A 15,677-nucleotide genomic window follows, 5' to 3' on the forward strand; every position below is an offset into this window, starting at 1 on the left:
CTGAGGGGGAGCACATGGCAGGACACGCGGCGGGGTTCCCGGGCGAGGCCGCGCCCGAGCACGACGACAGGATCGGCCCGTACCGGCTGCTCCACGTCCTCGGCACGGGCGGCATGGGCCGGGTCCACCTGGCGCGTTCCGAGGGCGGCCGGACCGTCGCCGTGAAGCTGATCAAGCCCGAGCTCGCCGCGGAGCCGGAGTTCCGGGAGCGGTTCCGCCTGGAGGTCGAGGCGGCCCGCCGGGTGGGCGACCGGTGGACGGCCCCGGTGCTCGACGCCGACACGGAGGCGGACACGCCCTGGGTGGCGACGGGGTACATCGCGGGGCCGTCCCTTGAGCACGTCGTCTCCCCGCGCGGCCACGGACCGCTGCCCGAGCTGTCCGTGCGGACCTTGGCGTACGGGCTCTCCAGCGCGCTGCTCGACATCCACGGCGCGGGCCTTGTGCACCGTGACCTCAAGCCGTCCAACGTGCTCGTGACGATCGACGGGCCGCGGGTCATCGACTTCGGCATCGCGCGGGCCCTGGACTCCCTGCCCGAGTCCACGCTCACCAGCGCCGGGATGGTGGTGGGCTCGCCCAGCTTCATGTCGCCGGAGCAGATCAGGGGCGAGCAACTCACCCCGGCCAGCGACGTGTTCTGCATGGGCGCGCTGCTCGCATACGCGGCGACAGGGCGGGCGCCGTTCGGCGGCGGCGGGTCCGGCGGGGTGCACGCGGTGATGTTCAAGATCGCGGAGGAGGCGCCCGATCTGGCGGGGATCGAGGAACCGCTGCGGTCGCTGATCGAGGGCTGTCTCGTCAAGGACCCGACGGCGCGGGCCCGGCCGGAGGACGTCATCGGCCAGGTGCAGCCGGTCGCGACCGGTACGTCGACGCCGCCCTGGCTGCCCGCCCAGCTCATCGCCGAACTCGGCCGCCGCGCGGTGCAGTTGCTGGACACGGACACCCCGCCGCGCGCGACGGCGATGGCGTCCCCGGCCCGGACGCATGCCCCCACGCAAGCCACGCCCACGCCTCCGCACACTCCCGCCCCTGCTCCCGCTCCCGTCGAGGCGGGGACGCTGAAGTTGCCGCAGCCGACCGTGGCCAGGCCACCGGAGCCGGGGCCCGAGCAGGAGTCGGAGTCGGAGTCGGTGCCGAAGCCCGAGCTGGAGGGCACCGGCAGGCCCGCGCCGGAGCGGCCGAAGAAGCGCGCCGCCCGCAAGCTCGTCCTCGCGGTCGCCGGGGTGGCCGTCGTGGCCGGTGCGGTGTTCGCCGCGTCCGCCGCCGGGTGGCCGCCCCTCGGCGGAGGGAAGCCTTCCGGTGGGCCGGCGGGTGGCGGCACGGCCTCCGACGTGCCGCGCGGCTTCGTCGGCACCTGGGCGGGCGAGGTGCTGCGGGACGGGCAGCCGAGCGGCCAGTTCCGGCGGTTCGAGATCAGCGAGGGCCAGTACGGCGAGGTCGTGGCGAACAGCATCAGCCTCGGCCGGAACTACGAGTGCAAGAGCGACGGCAAGCTCGCCGGCCGCGCCTCGGGCGGCAGTTCGCTGCGGCTCGACACGAAGGTGGTCGGCAGCGTGCCCGAGGGCAGCTGCTCGGCCCTCGGCTCGCACACCCTGATCGCCGAGAGCAAGGACGCGCTGCGCTGGGAGGCCGCGGGCCGCTCGGCCGTACTGCACCGGATCACCGGGCCCGAGCGGCTGCCGCAGGCGCTGCTCGGCACCTGGCAGCGGCAGTTGGCGAACGGCGGCACGCAGCGGATGACCGTCACGCAGGAAGCGGTCGGCAGCCCCGCGGCCAGAATGATCTCCGAGGGCGGCGGTGAGCACTGCGAGGCCGGCATGGACCTGGTCTCCGCCGGCGGCCGGGACGCCACGGTCCGCCTCGCCCCGCCCGCCGTCGACCGCGCCGCCTCCTCGGGGGCGTGCGTCACCGGCGCCTCCTCTCAACTGCGGGCGGAGAACGGCCAGTTGATACGGGAGTTCACGGACGGCTCGACGCTGACGTACACGCGAGTGTGAGCGTCCGCGGCGGCGTGGCGGGGCGATGCGCGAGACCGCCCCGCGCGTGGCCGGCCGGGACATAAAACGCTGGACGGGCGGAGCCGCGCCGCCCTAAGCTCCCCGGCACGGCATCGCGCGTTGGTCACCGGCCGGGTGAGCGTGGAGGTGCCCGTGAGTGCCCGTGGAGGCATTCCCCGCATGGCAGTCGAGTTCAACCACACCATCGTTCACGCCCGTGACAACCGGGCTTCCGCCGAGTTCCTCGCCCGGATCCTCGGTCTCGAGGTCGGGACGGAATGGGGGCCGTTCGTCCCCGCCACCACGAGCAACGGCGTCACTCTGGACTTCGCATCCGTCCCCGCCGAGTCGATCACGATCCAGCACTACGCGTTCCTCGTCAGCGAGGAGGAGTTCGACGGCGTCTTCGCGCGGATCGAGAAGGCCGGGATCGAGTACTGGGCCGATCCGCACGGTAAGCAGCCGGGCGAGATCAACCACAACCACGGCGGCCGCGGCGTCTACTTCAAGGACCCCGTGGGCCACGGCATGGAGGTCATCTCCGCGCCGTACACCTTTCCCGCCGAGCAAGAAACCGCCTCATAAGGCCGGATTCGGCACGGCCCCGGCTCGTGAGGGCCGGACCTCCGGAGTCCGCGTGCCGCCATCTGGCTGAGCGCGTCACCCGCACAGCCACCGCTCGGCGTCCCCCGCGTGCGCGAGGGGCGTCGAGCACCTTGGCTCGGTGGCACGGAGCACGGGACCTCCCCTGATCCGGTGGCACCTTGGGGGTGCCGCCTCCCGGGCTTCGGTGGAGGACATGCGCATGCGTACGAGTCGAATATCCCCGCGTTCCGGTCTGTTCGTCGCCGCTGCCGCCGTCGCCGCGCCGCTCGCCCTCGTCGCGAGCCCCGCCTTCGCGGCTTCCGGCCCGCTCGTAGTGCCCACCCAGATCAATGTGACGGCGACCGGTACGTCGGTCCAGGTCACCACCACTTCCTGCCCCGACGGCGGCGACGCCTATCTGATGGCCAGCGGGAACACCAACTTCCTCGACGGCGAGAAGGTCTCCCTCGCGGGCGGCACCACCAAGAGCGCCTCATGGCAGGGCGTCAGCCCCGGCACCTACGTCGTGCAGGTCGTCTGCCAGGGCGGAGACTCCGCCGGAGCCCAGCGCGTCACCGTGAGCTCCTCCAGCGCGTCCACCAGCCCCAGCGCGCGCCCCACCTCCCCCACCGGCCAGGTCAGAGGCGGTCTGGGCGGCGGCGCACCAGAAGACGCGGGCACTCAGATCGCCGCAGGCGCGGCGCTCGCGCTGACCGTGGGCGTGGGCGGCACATGGCTGATCCGCCGACGCCGCAACCGCGGCACCCACGGCTGAGCCCCCCCTCCCGGGCCCCCGTCCCTCGCCCAGCCCACCGTCCACCTCTCAGTTACGGATGTGAGCGCCCGTGGCCTCCTCGTACCGTCCTCTGCCCCGGATCAAGGCTCCGCTCGCGGGGCTCACCACGCTCGGTGTGCTGGTCGGCGCCTGGCTGATGGCCGACGGCGTACGGGCGCAGGCGCAGCCGCCCCGGCCGCCCGCCGCGTCGGAGCGGGCGGACGCGGCCGGCGGGACGATCGAGGCAATGCCCGCGTCCCGGCCGGTGCGGATCAGGATTCCGGCGATCCAGGTGGAGGCCCCGATCATCGGGCTCGGGCTGCTGCCCGACGGCAGTCTCGACGTGCCGCCGGGGGATCTGCCGCAGCTGGCGGGCTGGTTCCAGGACGGTACGTCGCCGGGTGCGGCGGGCACGGCCGTCACCGCGGGCCACCTGGACTCGGCGACCGGGCCCGCCGTGTTCTACAAGCTGGGCGCGCTGCGCACCGGGCACAAGGTCGAGGTGGACCGGGAGGACGGGCGTACCGCGGTGTTCACCGTCGACCGGGTGGAGCTGGTGCCGGGCGAGGCGTTCCCGGACGCGCGGGTGTACGGGCAGTCGGAGCGGCCCGAGCTGCGGGTGATCACCTGCGGCGGGGCGTACTCCAGGAGCACCGGCACGTACCAGGGCAACACTGTCGTGTACGCCCGCCTTACGGGCACCAAGTAGCCGACCAGGACCTCAAGTCACAAGACATCAAGTCACGCTTCCCGGAGGGGAGTTCGAGAGGCGCAGCGCCCCGTACGCCCCCTCCGGCACCGTCGGCGACACCGGGGCGACCGGGGCCACGCGCGCGTAAGGGGCCCCCTGGGCCGGGCGCGGGTCCGGCTCGCCCTTGTTGGGCCACAGGGACATGGCGCGCTCGGCCTGCGCGGTGATCGTCAGGGACGGGTTGACGCCGAGGTTCGCCGAGACCGCGGAACCGTCGACGACGGAGATGCCGGGATGCCCGTACAGGCGGTGATACGGATCGACGACGCCCGCATCCGAAGAGGCGCCGATCGGGCAGCCGCCGAGGAAGTGCGCGGTCAGGGGGCGGCCCGTCAGCTCCCCCAGGTTGGTGCCGGCGAAGCCGCCGATGCGCTCGGCGAGCAGCCCGGCCGCCTCCCAACCCTCCGGGATGTGCACGGGGTTGGGGCTGCCGTGGCCCTGTTCGGCGGTGAGGAGCCCGCGCCTGGTGAGGCCGGTGGTGAGGGAGTTGTCGTGGGTCTGCATGACGAGGCCGATGACGGTCCGCTCCGACCAGCGGTACGTGGTGAGGGTGCGGGCGACCAGGATCGGGTGGCGGGCGAAGGCGAGGGCGGCGGCGATCGGCTTGGGCAGGTGCTGCGCGTACTGCGGCACGCAGAGCAGGGCCATCAGGTTGGAGCCCTTGCCGTAGCGGACGTTCTCGATGTGCGTGGTGGGGTTGGGGTGGACGGACGAGGTGATGGCGACGCCGCGCGTGAAGTCGGGTTCGGCGCTGGTGCCGCGGGCCTTGCGGTAGCGGCGCGGGAACGTCAACGCCCCCACCAGCGCTTCGGAGTTGGTGCGGGTGAGGCGGCCGAGCGCGCCGGAAAGGCGGGGCAGCTGTCCGCGCTCGCGCATGGTGTGCAGGAGGGTCTGGGTGCCGTAGGTGCCGGCGGCGAGGACCACGTGGCGGGCGGTGAGGGTGCGCTGTCGGCGTTTTCCGCGGCGGCCGGTGGGTCGGACGGTGACCTCGAAGCCGTCGCCGTGCTCCCGTACGGCCTCGACGGTGGTGAGGGGGTGCACCTCGGCGCCCGCCCGTTCGGCGAGGTACAGGTAGTTCTCGGTGAGGGTGTTCTTCGCGCCGACCCGGCAGCCCGTCATGCACGAGCCGCACTCCACGCACGCCGTCCGCTCGGGCCCGGCCCCGCCGAAGTACGGGTCGGGGGCGGCCTCGCCGGGGGCGGCCCTCGTCTCCCCGTCGGCGTCCTCGCCGTCGCCGAAGAACACGCCGACCGGGGCGAGGGTGAAGGTGCCGCCCGCGCCCATCGCCTCCGCGGTGTCCCGCAACAGCTCGTCGGCCTCGGTCAGGGTGGGGTTCCGGCGCACGCCGAGCATCCGCCGCGCCTGGTCGTAGTACGGGGCCAACTCCCGCTGCCAGTCGGTGATGTCCCGCCACTGCGGGTCGTCGAAGAACGCCTTGGGCGGTACGTAGAGGGTGTTGGCGTAGTTGAGGGAGCCGCCGCCGACGCCCGCGCCGGCGAGCACCATGACCTTGCGGAGCAGATGGATGCGCTGGATGCCGTAGAGGCCGAGGCGGGGCGCCCACAGGTAGTCGCGGAGCTTCCACGAACTGGGGGGGCAGGGTCTGCCGGTCGAAGCGGCGGCCGGCCTCCAGGACGCCGACCCGGTACCCCTTCTCGGTCAGACGCAGGGCGGAGACGGACCCGCCGAACCCGGATCCGACGACGATGACGTCGTAGTCGTACGCCTCTGTCGCGGAGGCGGTCTCAGGACTCATAGAGCGCCCCGATCTGCTGCTCGTACGCGCGCGCCACCGCATGCCGTTTGATCTTCAGCGATGGCGTGAGCAGGCCGTTGTCCTCGGTGAACTCGCCCTCCACGACGACGAACTTACGGATGGACTCGGCCCGGGAGACGGCCTCGTTGGCGTAGTCGACGGCCTTCTGCACGTCGGCGAGCATCCGCGGGTCCTTGATCACCTCGGACATGGGGGTGTCCGCGGGGGCCTTGCGGACGGCGAGCCAGTGCTCGACGGCGTCGGGTTCGAGGGTGATGACCGCGCCGACGAAGGGCCGGTTGTCGCCGACGACGATGCACTGGCCGATCGGCGGGCGGCTGCGCAGGCGGTCCTCCAGGACGGCGGGCGAGACGTTCTTGCCGCCGCTGGTGACGAGGATGTCCTTCTTGCGCCCGGTGATCCGCAGGTAGCCGTCCTCGTCGAACTCCCCGAGGTCCCCGCTCGCGAACCAGCCGCCGTCCAGGACCTGTTCGGTCGCGTCCGGGTTGTTCCAGTACGAGCCGAAGACGATCGGGCCCTTGATCAGCACCTCCCCGTCGTCCGCGATCCGCACCGACGTGCCGGGCACGGGCAGGCCGACGGTGCCGGGGCGGGGGCTGAGCGGCGGGATGATCGTGGCGGCGGCGGTCGTCTCGGTCAGGCCGTAGCCCTCGTAGACGATGATTCCGGCGGCGTGGAAGAAGAGGTTGAGGCGGCGGTCGAGCGGGGAGCCGCCGCTGATCGCGTAGCGGAGCCTGCCGCCGACCTCCTTGCGGACGCGGCGGTAGACGAGCAGGTCGTAGAGCGCCCAGGCGAGGTAGAGGCCGAGCGAGGGGCCCTTGCCGCGGTCCAGGAATTTGTCGAGGTAGGCCTCGCCGAAGCGGACGGCGATCCGGTCGGCGCGCTCGAAGGAGGCGCCGCGGCCGATCTTCTCGGCGGTCGCGCGCCCGGTGTCGTGGATCTTCTCGAAGAGGTACGGGACGCCGACGACGAACGTCGGCCTGAACGACCGCAGTTCGGGCCGGAGTTCCTCGGGCTTGATACTCGGGCAGTGGCCGACCTCGATCCGCGCGAGCATGCAGGCGACCTGGATGACGCGGCCCAGGATGTGCGCGAGCGGCAGGAAGAGCAGCGTGGTGGCGACCTGGCCCGTGACCTCCTTGAAGATCGGGTGCAGCAGGTCGACGGTGCTGGCGGCCTCGGCGTGCAGATTGCCGTGCGTGAGGACGCAGCCCTTGGGGCGGCCCGTGGTGCCGGAGGTGTAGCAGACGGTCGCGATGGAGTCGGGGGTGAGCGCGGCCCGCCGCTTCTCCGCCTCCTCGTCGGTGACGTCCCGGCCGAGCCTGGCGAGTTCGAGCACCGCCCCGGCGTCCAGCTCCCACAGCCGCGGCTGCTCGCTCTCCGACTCCGGCAGTGCGGCACAGGCGGCCCGTACGGTACGGGAGTTCTCCTCCGTCTCCGTGATCACGAAGCGGGCCCCGGAGTCCTTGACGATCCAGGTGATCTGCTCGGCGGACGAGGTGGCGTAGACCGGCACGGTCTGGCCGCCGGCCGCCCAGATCGCGAAGTCGAGCACGGCCCACTCGTAGCGGGTACGGGACATCAGGGCGACGCGGCCGCCCGGTTCGAGGCCCGCCGCGATCAACCCCTTGGCTGCGGCGGTGACTTCACGGGCGAACGTCGCCGCCGTCACCGGCCGCCACACGCCGGCCTCCTTGCGGCGCAGGACCACCGCTTCAGGGTCCTCGGCGGCGTTGACGAAGGGGATGTCCGCGGTGGTGCCGGGGGCGGGCGCGGAGTCGAGGGCGGCCGTGCGCACCTCGCGGACGACGCCGCCCTCCCTGATCAGCTCCGTGTGGACGCGGGCCGCGAGATCGCTGCGCCGCTTCGCCCGTTTCAGATCCTTGCGTACGCCCATGGGTCGGCTCCGTTGTCGGCGCGTTCTCTGCCATGCCGTGCTGCGGTGCGTTCGGTGCGTTGGATGCGTGCGGGTGCGTTTGGTGCGTGCGAGTGCGTTCGGTGCAAGTTCTTTACGCGTACGTCAACTTACCCGCGCGTAAGGAGAAATCAATGGGCTGGACACGGCTCGACTCCACCGACCGACGCGGACGAAGCGGAGACATAACCGTGATCGTTCCGCAATCGCCCAGGCCGGTCCGATACCCGCCCTTCCACGTCACAGTCACAGGAACTGGACGACTTGAGGGGGCGGCCGAACATGGCTCGTGGGGATGGCTGGGTGCGCAAGGGGGTGTTGGGGCTCGCCCTCGGGAGCGTGCTGCTCACCGGGTGTACGGGGGGCGGCAACACCACGACGGCCCCGGACTCCGCCAAGGGGGCGGCGCCGCGTCCGGGCGCGGGCGGCGTGGTGCCCGACGGTGCGCAGCCGGAGGACGGCGAGAAGGAGGCGGTGCCGCCGGACTACCGGTCCACTTTCGCCCTGGACGTGGACACCGCCTCGTACGGCTATGCGCGGCGCGCCCTCGGCGAGGGGCGGATGCCCGAACCTTCGACGGTGCGGCCCGAGGAGTTCGTGAACAGCTTCCGGCAGGACTATCCGCAGCCGAAGGGCAACGGCATCGCCGTGAACGTCGACGGTGCGAAGGCGCCGGGCGCGGGGGGCGACGACTGGTCGCTGCTGCGGGTCGGGCTCGCCACCAAGTCGGCCGACGCGGAGAAGCGGCCGCCCGCGGCGCTGACCTTCGTCATCGACGTCTCCGGCTCGATGGCCGAGCCCGGCCGGCTCGACCTGGTCAAGGAATCGCTGGGCATCATGACGGACCGGCTGCGCCCCGACGACTCCGTGGCGATCGTGACGTTCAGCGACGAGGCCGAGACGGTGCTGCCGATGACGCGCCTCGCCGAGGACGGCGACCGGGAGGAGGTGCACGAGGCGATCGACGACCTGGAGCCCACCGACTCCACCAACCTGGAGGCGGGCATCACCACCGGGTACGACACCGCCGTCGAGGGCCTCACGAAGGGCGCCACCAACCGGGTCGTGCTGCTCTCCGACGCGCTCGCCAACACCGGCCAGACCAGCGCCGACGGCATCCTGGAGCGGATCTCGGACGCCCGCCGGGAGCACGGCATCACGCTCTTCGGCGTCGGCGTCGGCAGCGAATACGGCGACGCGCTGATGGAGCGGCTCGCCGACAAGGGCGACGGCCACACCACGTACGTCTCCGATCAGGCCGAGGCCCGCAAGGTGTTCTCCGAGGACCTGCCCGCGCACATCGAGCTGCGTGCGCGGGACGCCAAGGCGCAGGTCTCGTTCGACCCGGAGACGGTGGAGAAGTTCCGGCTCATCGGCTACGACAACCGGCAGGTCGCCGACGAGGACTTCCGGGACGACCGGGTCGACGGCGGCGAGGTCGGTCCCGGTCACTCGGTGACGGCGCTCTACGCGGTACGGCTGAAGGAGGGCGCGGGTTCCGGTGACGCGCATGTGGCGACGGCGCGGGTGCGTTGGCAGGACCCCAAGTCCCGGGAGGCGCACGAGCGTTCGCAGCGGATCAGCGCCGAGCAGCTGCGGCGGCCGCTGTGGGACGGGGCGGACCGGGGGTTCCAGGTGAGCGTGGTCGCGGCGTACTTCGCGGATGCGTTGCGGGCGGCGGCGTACCGGCCCCAGCCCTCCGGGTGCCCTTACGACGACCCGACGGCTTCCTGCCCTGACAGGGGGGCGGAGGACGAGTTGGCCGGGTCGGGCGATTCGGGGTCCGGTTCGGGTTCCGGTTCCGGTTCGGGGTCCGGTTCGGGTTCGGGTTCGGGTTCGGGTTCGGGTGAGGATCGGTTCACGCCGCTGCCCGGTCGGATGTCGCTGTCCCAACTGTCCGACCACGCAAGCCGGTTGGCGGGGAGTTCCGAACCGGACGACGTGGACGTACAGCGCCTGTCCACGGCGGTCCGGCAGGCGGCGGCGCTGCGGACGTAACCGGGTTCTTTTCCCCACCCCGCCCCTTCCCGAAAGACTGCCGTCGGCTGCGGGGGCTCCGCCCCCGGACCCCCGCTCCTCAAACGCCGGAGGGGCTGAATTCGGGCTGATGCGGGCCCCGGCAGGGACTGCTCTTCAGGGGCGCGGGGAACTGCGCGACCAGCCACGACGGCCCCGGCAGCCGAACGACTGCCGGGGCCGGGGGCGAAGCCCCGAGGGGGGCCTCAGCTCACCACGTCCTTCCGGGCGAACCCCCGGAACGCGAGAGCGACCAGCACCACCGCGTACGTCAGCGACACCGCCGTGCCCTGGATCATGCCGCCCCACTCCGGGGTGGGCTGGAGGGCGTCTATCCAGGCGAACTGCCAGTGCGCGGGCAGGACGTCCCGCCAGTCGCCGAGGGCGGTGACCGCGTCCAGGACGTTGCCGACGATGGTCAGGCCGACCGCCCCGCCGACCGCGCCGAGCGGTGCGTCCGTCTTGGTGGAGAGCCAGAACGCGAGCCCTGCGGTGACCAGTTGGGACGCGAAGATGTACGCCACGACCACCAGGAGCCGCAGCGCCGAGTCGCCCGCGGCGAGCCCCCCGCCGGTCGGGAGCTCCAAAGGCCCCCAGCCGTACGCGACCGTGCCCACCGCCAGGGCGATCAGCGGCATCAGGAGCATCGCGGCGGCGCTCAGCCCGAGGGCGACCGCGAGCTTGGACCAGAGCAGCCGGGCGCGCGGCACGGGCGCGGCGAGCAGATAGCGCAGCGAGGACCAGCTGGCCTCGGAGGCGACCGTGTCCCCGCAGAACAGGGCGACGGGCACCACGAGCAGGAACCCGGCCGAGACGAACAGGCAGGTCGCGGCGAAGTTCGCACCGGACTCGGTGGCGACCTGCATGAGCGTCGCCCCGCGCCGCGCGTTGGCCTCCGGGGTGCCGCCGATGGCGAACGCGGCGACCAGGATCAGCGGAAGCACCGCCAGGACCGCGCCCATCACCAGCGTGCGGCGGCGGCCGAGTTGGCGCTGCAGCTCCACCCGCAGGGGCAGGGTCCGCCCGGCGCGGTAGCCGGGCGCCGCATCCACAGCCGCGCTCATGCCGTTCCTCCGATCAGGGTCAGGAAGGCGTCCTCCAGCCTTCGGTGCGGTCCGACGCTCGTGACCGGGACGTCGAGCCGGACGAGTTCGGCGAGGAGCTCGGCGACCGTGGCGCCGTCGAGCCGGACCAGGACGCCGCCGTCCGCGGCCACGGCCGACTGCACGCCCTCCAGGGCGTCGATCTTCTCGACGAGCACGGGCTCCAACTCCCGCTCCGTGCCGACCAGAAGGGTCTGGCCCGAGCCGACGATCTCGGCGACGGGACCGGCCTGGACGAGCCGGCCGCGGTCCATGACGACGAGGTGCGTGCAGGACTGCTCGACCTCGGCGAGGAGATGGCTGGAGACGATGACGGTGCGCCCCTGCTCCGCGTACCGGATCAGCACCTCGCGCATCTCGCGGATCTGCGGCGGGTCGAGGCCGTTGGTGGGCTCGTCGAGGATCAGCAGGTCCGGCAGGCCGAGCATGGCCTGGGCGATGGCGAGGCGCTGCCGCATGCCCTGCGAGTACGTGCGCACCGCGCGGGCGAGGGCGTCGCCGAGCCCGGCGATCTCCAGGGCCTCCTCGATGTGCGCGTCCTCCTCCGGGCGGCCGGTCGCCGCCCAGTACAGGCGCAGGTTCTCGCGGCCCGAGAGGTGCGGCAGGAAGCCCGCGCCCTCGACGAACGCGCCGACCCGGGAGAGCACCGGGGCGCCGGGCCGCACGGCGTGCCCGAAGAGCCGGATCTCGCCCTCGTCCGGGGCGATCAGGCCCATCAGCATCCGCAGCGTGGTGGTCTTGCCCGCGCCGTTGGGCCCGAGCAGCCCGAGGACCTGGCCCTTCTCCACGCGGAAGGAGAGCTCCCGGACCGAGTACCGGTCGGACTTGCCGTACTTCTTGCTCAACTCCGTGATCTGCAGCGGCACTTCGGCGAGCGCAGGGTCCGGGGCCGGCGGGGTGGTGCGGCGGCGGGCGGTGAGGAGCAGTCCGGCCGCGAGGGCGAGTGCGCCGAGCGGCAGCCACCACACCCAGGCGGGCAGCGGCGTGGCCTCGGTGGTGAGTTCGGGCACCACGGGCACGTGCAGGTCGCTCTCGGCCGTCACCGTGTACGTGGCGGGGGCGGCCGGTGAGGCGTACCCCAGGTCGGTGGAGGAGAGGACGAGGCGGAGCCGGTGGCCCGCGCGGATCTCGTGGTCGATCGCGGGCAGCGTGAGCTCCACGTCCTTGCCGCGCTCGGCGTCCTCGACCCGGATCGGGGCGACGAGCTGGGAGGGCAGGACGCGCTGTCGTCCGTCCGGGCTGACGTCGTAGACCTTGCCGAAGAGGACCGCGTCGTCCCGGGAGGAGGCGATGCGCAGGTCGACCGTGGGTGAGCCGGTGACGGTCAGGTCGCTCTTGAGCGGGGCCGAGTCGAAGGCGGCGTACTGGCCGGGGAAGTCGGTGGAGAGGCCGCCGAGGCCGAGCGAGGAGAGCTGGGTGAAGTTGCCGGTGAGGCCTGGCACGTTGGAGATCGCGGGCGGGCTCGCGCCTGCCGGGTTCTCGAAGGACCGGGTGCCGCCGCGCAGGGCGATGTCCCGGCGGCCGCTGTCGAGGCCCGGGTACTCGGCGTCGGTGGCGCCGCGCAGTTGCGTGCGGCCGTCGGTGGAGTCGACGCCGCCGGAGCGGGTGACGCGGAACGGGCTGCCGGTGTCGGCGGACTTCTCGTCCTTCAGATAGCGGTCGAACCAGGCGGTGACGCGGGACTCGATGCGGCCGAGCTCCATGTCCCCGCCGTCGTGTCCGCCCGCGATCCAGTCGACGGCGACGGGCGCGCCGTTGTCCCCGATGGTTCTGGCCATGGCGTCGGCGTGCGAGAGCGGGAAGAGCGAGTCGGTCTGGCCCTGCATGATCAGGGCGGGTACGTCGATCTTGTCGCCGACGGCGGAGGGGCTGCGGGCCTCCAGGAGTTCGCGTGCCTTCTCGTCCGGCTTTCCGGATTCGGCGACGCGGTTGTACATGGCGCACAGCTGCGGCTCGAAGCGGTCGCAGCCGCCGCCGGTGGACAGGAACATCCCGGCCCACAGCTTCTTGAACACGCCTTGCGGGAACAGGGCGTCGGCCAGGTTCCAGTACGTGATCGCGGGGGCGATGGCGTCCACCCGGTCGTCGTGCCCGGCCGTCAGGAGCGACACCGCGCCGCCGTACGAGGCGCCGGTCATGCCGACGAGCGGGTCGCCCTCGGCCTGCAGCTGGACCTCGGGGCGCTTCGCCAGCCAGTCGATGAGCCGGGAGGCGTCGGCCACCTCGGCCTTCGGGTCGTTGAGGCCGATCTTCCCGCCGGAGGCGCCGAAGCCGCGCGCGGACCAGGTGAGGACCGCGTACCCCTCGGCGGCGAGTTTCTCGGCCTGCGCGCGGGTGTCGTTCTTGCTGCCGCCGAAGCCGTGCCCGATGAGCACCGCGGGCCGCTTCGCGTCCGCGTCGCCCGCCGTGAAGTACGACGTGTCGACGCGCACTCCGCCGCCCATGGGCAGCGCCCGGTCCTCACGGTGCACCGCCGGTCCGTCGTCACCTGCGGCGACGGCCGTCGCGGCGCCGGTCCCGGCGAGCACGGCGACGACGGCCACCACGGCCAGGGCCCGTCCGCGCAGCCGGGCCCACCACCGCCTGGGCCCTGACGTGTCTCGTTGCATGCGTTCCACCGTACGGGCGAGGTCTGACAGCCGGAGCAGCCGCCAGGCGGAACCTCGTCACCTCCCCCGGTCGTACGCGGCGGACGCGCATACCGCAGGCGTGGTACGAATCCCGCTATGCCGAAGCCGACTCCGGAACCGACGCCCGAGCCGACGCCCGTTCCGACGCGGCACGACATCCGCCGCGCCACGACCGTGGACCAACTCGTCGCCGCTGGGCCGCTGTTCGACTCCCCCACGCGCGCGGAGTGGGCCGAGCGCTTCCTGTCCGCGGCGGGCCACCACCTGTTCCTCGCGTACGCGGACGGGCGGCCGGTGGGATTCGTCACGGGCATCGAGATGCTGCACCCGGACAAGGGCGTCGAGATGTGCCTGTACGAGCTGGCGGTGGCCGAGCCGTACCGGCGCCGCGGCATCGCGAGCGCCCTCATCGGCACGCTGGCCGCGCTCTGCGAGGAGCTCGGCTGCTACGACATGTGGGTCGGCGTGGACCTGGACAACATGGGCGCCCTCGCCACGTACCGCGCGACGGGCGCGGTGGGCGCGGGCGGGTGCGCGGTCCTCACCTGGGAGTTCCGCGCACCCTGAGCCGTTCGTCCCGGAACCTCAGTGGTTGCGCGGGAACCCGAGGTCGACGCCGGACGGGGCGTCGGCCGGGTCGGGCCAGCGGGTGGTGACGACCTTGCCGCGCGTGTAGAAGTGCGTGCCGTCGTTGCCGTAGATGTGGTGGTCGCCGAAGAGCGAGTCCTTCCAGCCGCCGAAGGAGTGGTAGCCGACGGGCACCGGGATCGGCACGTTCACGCCGACCATGCCGGCCTCGACCTCCAGCTGGAAGCGGCGGGCGGCGCCGCCGTCCCGGGTGAAGATCGCGGTGCCGTTGCCGAACGGCGAGGCGTTGATGACGGCCAGGCCCTCCTCGTAGGTCTCGGCGCGCAGGACGCACAGGACGGGGCCGAAGATCTCGTCCTTGTACGCGTCGGCGGTGACCGGGACGCGGTCGAGCAGGGACAGGCCGATCCAGTGGCCGTTCTCGAAGCCCTCGACCGAGTGGCCGGTGCCGTCGAGGACGACCTCGCAGCCCTGCTCCTTCGCGCCGTGCACGTACGAGGCGACCTTGTCGCGGTGGGCGGCGGTGATCAGCGGGCCCATCTCGGACGTCGGGTCGTTGCCGGGGCCGATCTTGATCTTCTCGGCGCGCTCCCGGATCTTGGCGACCAGCTCGTCGGCGATGTCGCCGACCGCGACGACCGCGGAGATCGCCATGCAGCGCTCACCGGCCGAGCCGTACGCGGCGGACACGGCGGCGTCGGCGGCCGCGTCGAGGTCGGCGTCGGGAAGCACCAGCATGTGGTTCTTGGCGCCGCCGAGCGCCTGCACGCGCTTGCCGTTGGCGGAGGCCGTGGTGTGGATGTAGCGGGCGATCGGGGTGGAGCCGACGAACGAGACAGCCGCGACGTCCGGGTGCTCAAGGAGGCGGTCGACGGCGACCTTGTCACCGTGCACGACGTTGAAGACACCCTCCGGAAGCCCTGCCTCCGCGAGGAGTTCGGCGATCTTCAGGGAGGCCGACGGGTCCTTCTCGGAGGGCTTGAGCACGAAGGTGTTGCCGCACGCGATGGCGATCGGGAACATCCACATCGGCACCATGGCCGGGAAGTTGAACGGCGTGATGCCCGCGACCACGCCGAGCGGCTGCCGGATCGAGGCGACGTCGACGCGGCTGGACACCGAGGTGGACAGCTCGCCCTTCAGCTGGACGGTGATCCCGCAGGCCAGGTCGACGATCTCCAGGCCGCGCGCGACCTCGCCGAGCGCGTCCGAGTGCACCTTGCCGTGCTCGGCGGTGATCAGCTCGGCGATCGCGTCCCGGTTGGCGTCGAGCAGCGCGCGGAACTTGAACAGCACGGCGGTGCGCTGTGCGAGCGAGGACTGGCCCCAGTTCGCGTAGGCGGCCTTGGCGGCGGCGACCGCGGCGTCCACCTCGGCGACCGAGGCGAAGTCGACGCGGGTGGTCACCTCGCCGGTCGCCGGATCGGTGACGGGGCCGGAGTGGCCCGAGGCGCCCTCCACGATCTTGCCGCCGATCCAGTGGTGAACGGTCTTCGTCATGGCGTACAGCTCCCTTGCGGTTCCTTAACGAGGG

The 15,677-nt window shown here is 72.5% G+C and carries 10 protein-coding genes and 1 pseudogene; 6 read left to right on the plus strand and 5 right to left on the minus strand.

Annotated elements, in window-relative coordinates:
• Positions 1–14: 14 nt before the first annotated feature.
• The 4 genes from QIS96_RS10690 to QIS96_RS10705 all read left to right on the plus strand — a co-directional run bounded on the left by QIS96_RS10690 (position 15) and on the right by QIS96_RS10705 (position 4,072).
• A complete protein-coding gene (locus QIS96_RS10690; RefSeq protein WP_282542236.1) occupies positions 15–2,003 on the plus strand; it encodes a serine/threonine-protein kinase in 1,989 nt (662 codons plus the stop codon).
• Positions 2,004–2,183: 180 nt separating this feature from the next.
• On the plus strand, positions 2,184–2,588 hold the full coding sequence (locus tag QIS96_RS10695) for a VOC family protein (protein ID WP_282542237.1): 405 nt from the start codon (positions 2,184–2,186) through the stop codon (positions 2,586–2,588).
• 220 nt (positions 2,589–2,808) lie between these two features.
• Positions 2,809–3,363, plus strand: coding sequence for a hypothetical protein (locus QIS96_RS10700; protein WP_282542238.1), 555 nt, complete (start codon positions 2,809–2,811; stop codon positions 3,361–3,363).
• A gap of 70 nt (positions 3,364–3,433) precedes the next feature.
• On the plus strand, positions 3,434–4,072 hold the full coding sequence (locus QIS96_RS10705) for a class F sortase (RefSeq protein ID WP_282542239.1): 639 nt from the start codon (positions 3,434–3,436) through the stop codon (positions 4,070–4,072).
• Positions 4,073–4,099: 27 nt separating this feature from the next.
• Here the strand turns inward: QIS96_RS10705 and QIS96_RS10710 are convergent.
• Positions 4,100–5,870: pseudogene (locus tag QIS96_RS10710) on the minus strand (FAD-dependent oxidoreductase).
• Positions 5,860–7,788 (minus strand): AMP-dependent synthetase/ligase, encoded by a 1,929-nt coding sequence (locus QIS96_RS10715; protein WP_282542240.1) that lies wholly within the window; start codon positions 7,786–7,788, stop codon positions 5,860–5,862. Before QIS96_RS10715 ends, QIS96_RS10710 begins: the two are co-directional and overlap by 11 nt.
• A 300-nt stretch (positions 7,789–8,088) precedes the next feature.
• Between QIS96_RS10715 and QIS96_RS10720 the strand changes: the two genes are divergently transcribed.
• Positions 8,089–9,804, plus strand: a complete 1,716-nt coding sequence (locus tag QIS96_RS10720) for a vWA domain-containing protein (RefSeq protein WP_282542241.1) — start codon at positions 8,089–8,091, stop codon at positions 9,802–9,804.
• Positions 9,805–10,028: 224 nt separating this feature from the next.
• On the opposite strand, the gene QIS96_RS10725 is transcribed toward QIS96_RS10720, so the two are convergent.
• On the minus strand, positions 10,029–10,886 hold the full coding sequence (locus QIS96_RS10725) for an ABC transporter permease (RefSeq protein ID WP_282542242.1): 858 nt from the start codon (positions 10,884–10,886) through the stop codon (positions 10,029–10,031).
• Positions 10,883–13,534: an alpha/beta fold hydrolase gene (locus QIS96_RS10730; RefSeq protein WP_282542243.1), complete on the minus strand. Its 2,652-nt coding sequence runs from the start codon at positions 13,532–13,534 to the stop codon at positions 10,883–10,885. The genes QIS96_RS10725 and QIS96_RS10730 overlap by 4 nt, the downstream gene beginning before the upstream one ends.
• A gap of 117 nt (positions 13,535–13,651) precedes the next feature.
• Between QIS96_RS10730 and QIS96_RS10735 the strand changes: the two genes are divergently transcribed.
• Entirely contained in the window at positions 13,652–14,122 is a 471-nt protein-coding gene (locus QIS96_RS10735; protein ID WP_282542244.1) for a GNAT family N-acetyltransferase, read from the plus strand.
• Between the two features lie 18 nt (positions 14,123–14,140).
• Here QIS96_RS10735 and mmsA read toward each other — a convergent pair whose 3' ends face one another.
• A complete protein-coding gene (gene mmsA / locus QIS96_RS10740; protein ID WP_282542245.1) occupies positions 14,141–15,643 on the minus strand; it encodes a CoA-acylating methylmalonate-semialdehyde dehydrogenase in 1,503 nt (500 codons plus the stop codon).
• Positions 15,644–15,677 lie beyond the last annotated feature (34 nt).

The sequence above is a fragment of the Streptomyces cavernicola genome (genome assembly GCF_029968035.1).
Taxonomy (GTDB): Bacteria; Actinomycetota; Actinomycetes; order Streptomycetales; family Streptomycetaceae; genus Streptomyces; species Streptomyces cavernicola.

Bases quoted from the DNA above. Each gene is read 5' to 3' on its own strand.
- QIS96_RS10735 (WP_282542244.1), top strand. From the start codon at position 13,652: ATGCCGAAGCCGACTCCGGAACCGACGCCCGAGCCGACGCCCGTTCCG.
- QIS96_RS10730 (WP_282542243.1), bottom strand. From the start codon at position 13,534: ATGCAACGAGACACGTCAGGGCCCAGGCGGTGGTGGGCCCGGCTGCGC.
- QIS96_RS10720 (WP_282542241.1), top strand. From the start codon at position 8,089: ATGGCTCGTGGGGATGGCTGGGTGCGCAAGGGGGTGTTGGGGCTCGCC.
- mmsA (WP_282542245.1), bottom strand. From the start codon at position 15,643: ATGACGAAGACCGTTCACCACTGGATCGGCGGCAAGATCGTGGAGGGC.
- QIS96_RS10695 (WP_282542237.1), top strand. From the start codon at position 2,184: ATGGCAGTCGAGTTCAACCACACCATCGTTCACGCCCGTGACAACCGG.
- QIS96_RS10715 (WP_282542240.1), bottom strand. From the start codon at position 7,788: ATGGGCGTACGCAAGGATCTGAAACGGGCGAAGCGGCGCAGCGATCTC.
- QIS96_RS10725 (WP_282542242.1), bottom strand. From the start codon at position 10,886: ATGAGCGCGGCTGTGGATGCGGCGCCCGGCTACCGCGCCGGGCGGACC.
- QIS96_RS10690 (WP_282542236.1), top strand. From the start codon at position 15: ATGGCAGGACACGCGGCGGGGTTCCCGGGCGAGGCCGCGCCCGAGCAC.
- QIS96_RS10700 (WP_282542238.1), top strand. From the start codon at position 2,809: ATGCGTACGAGTCGAATATCCCCGCGTTCCGGTCTGTTCGTCGCCGCT.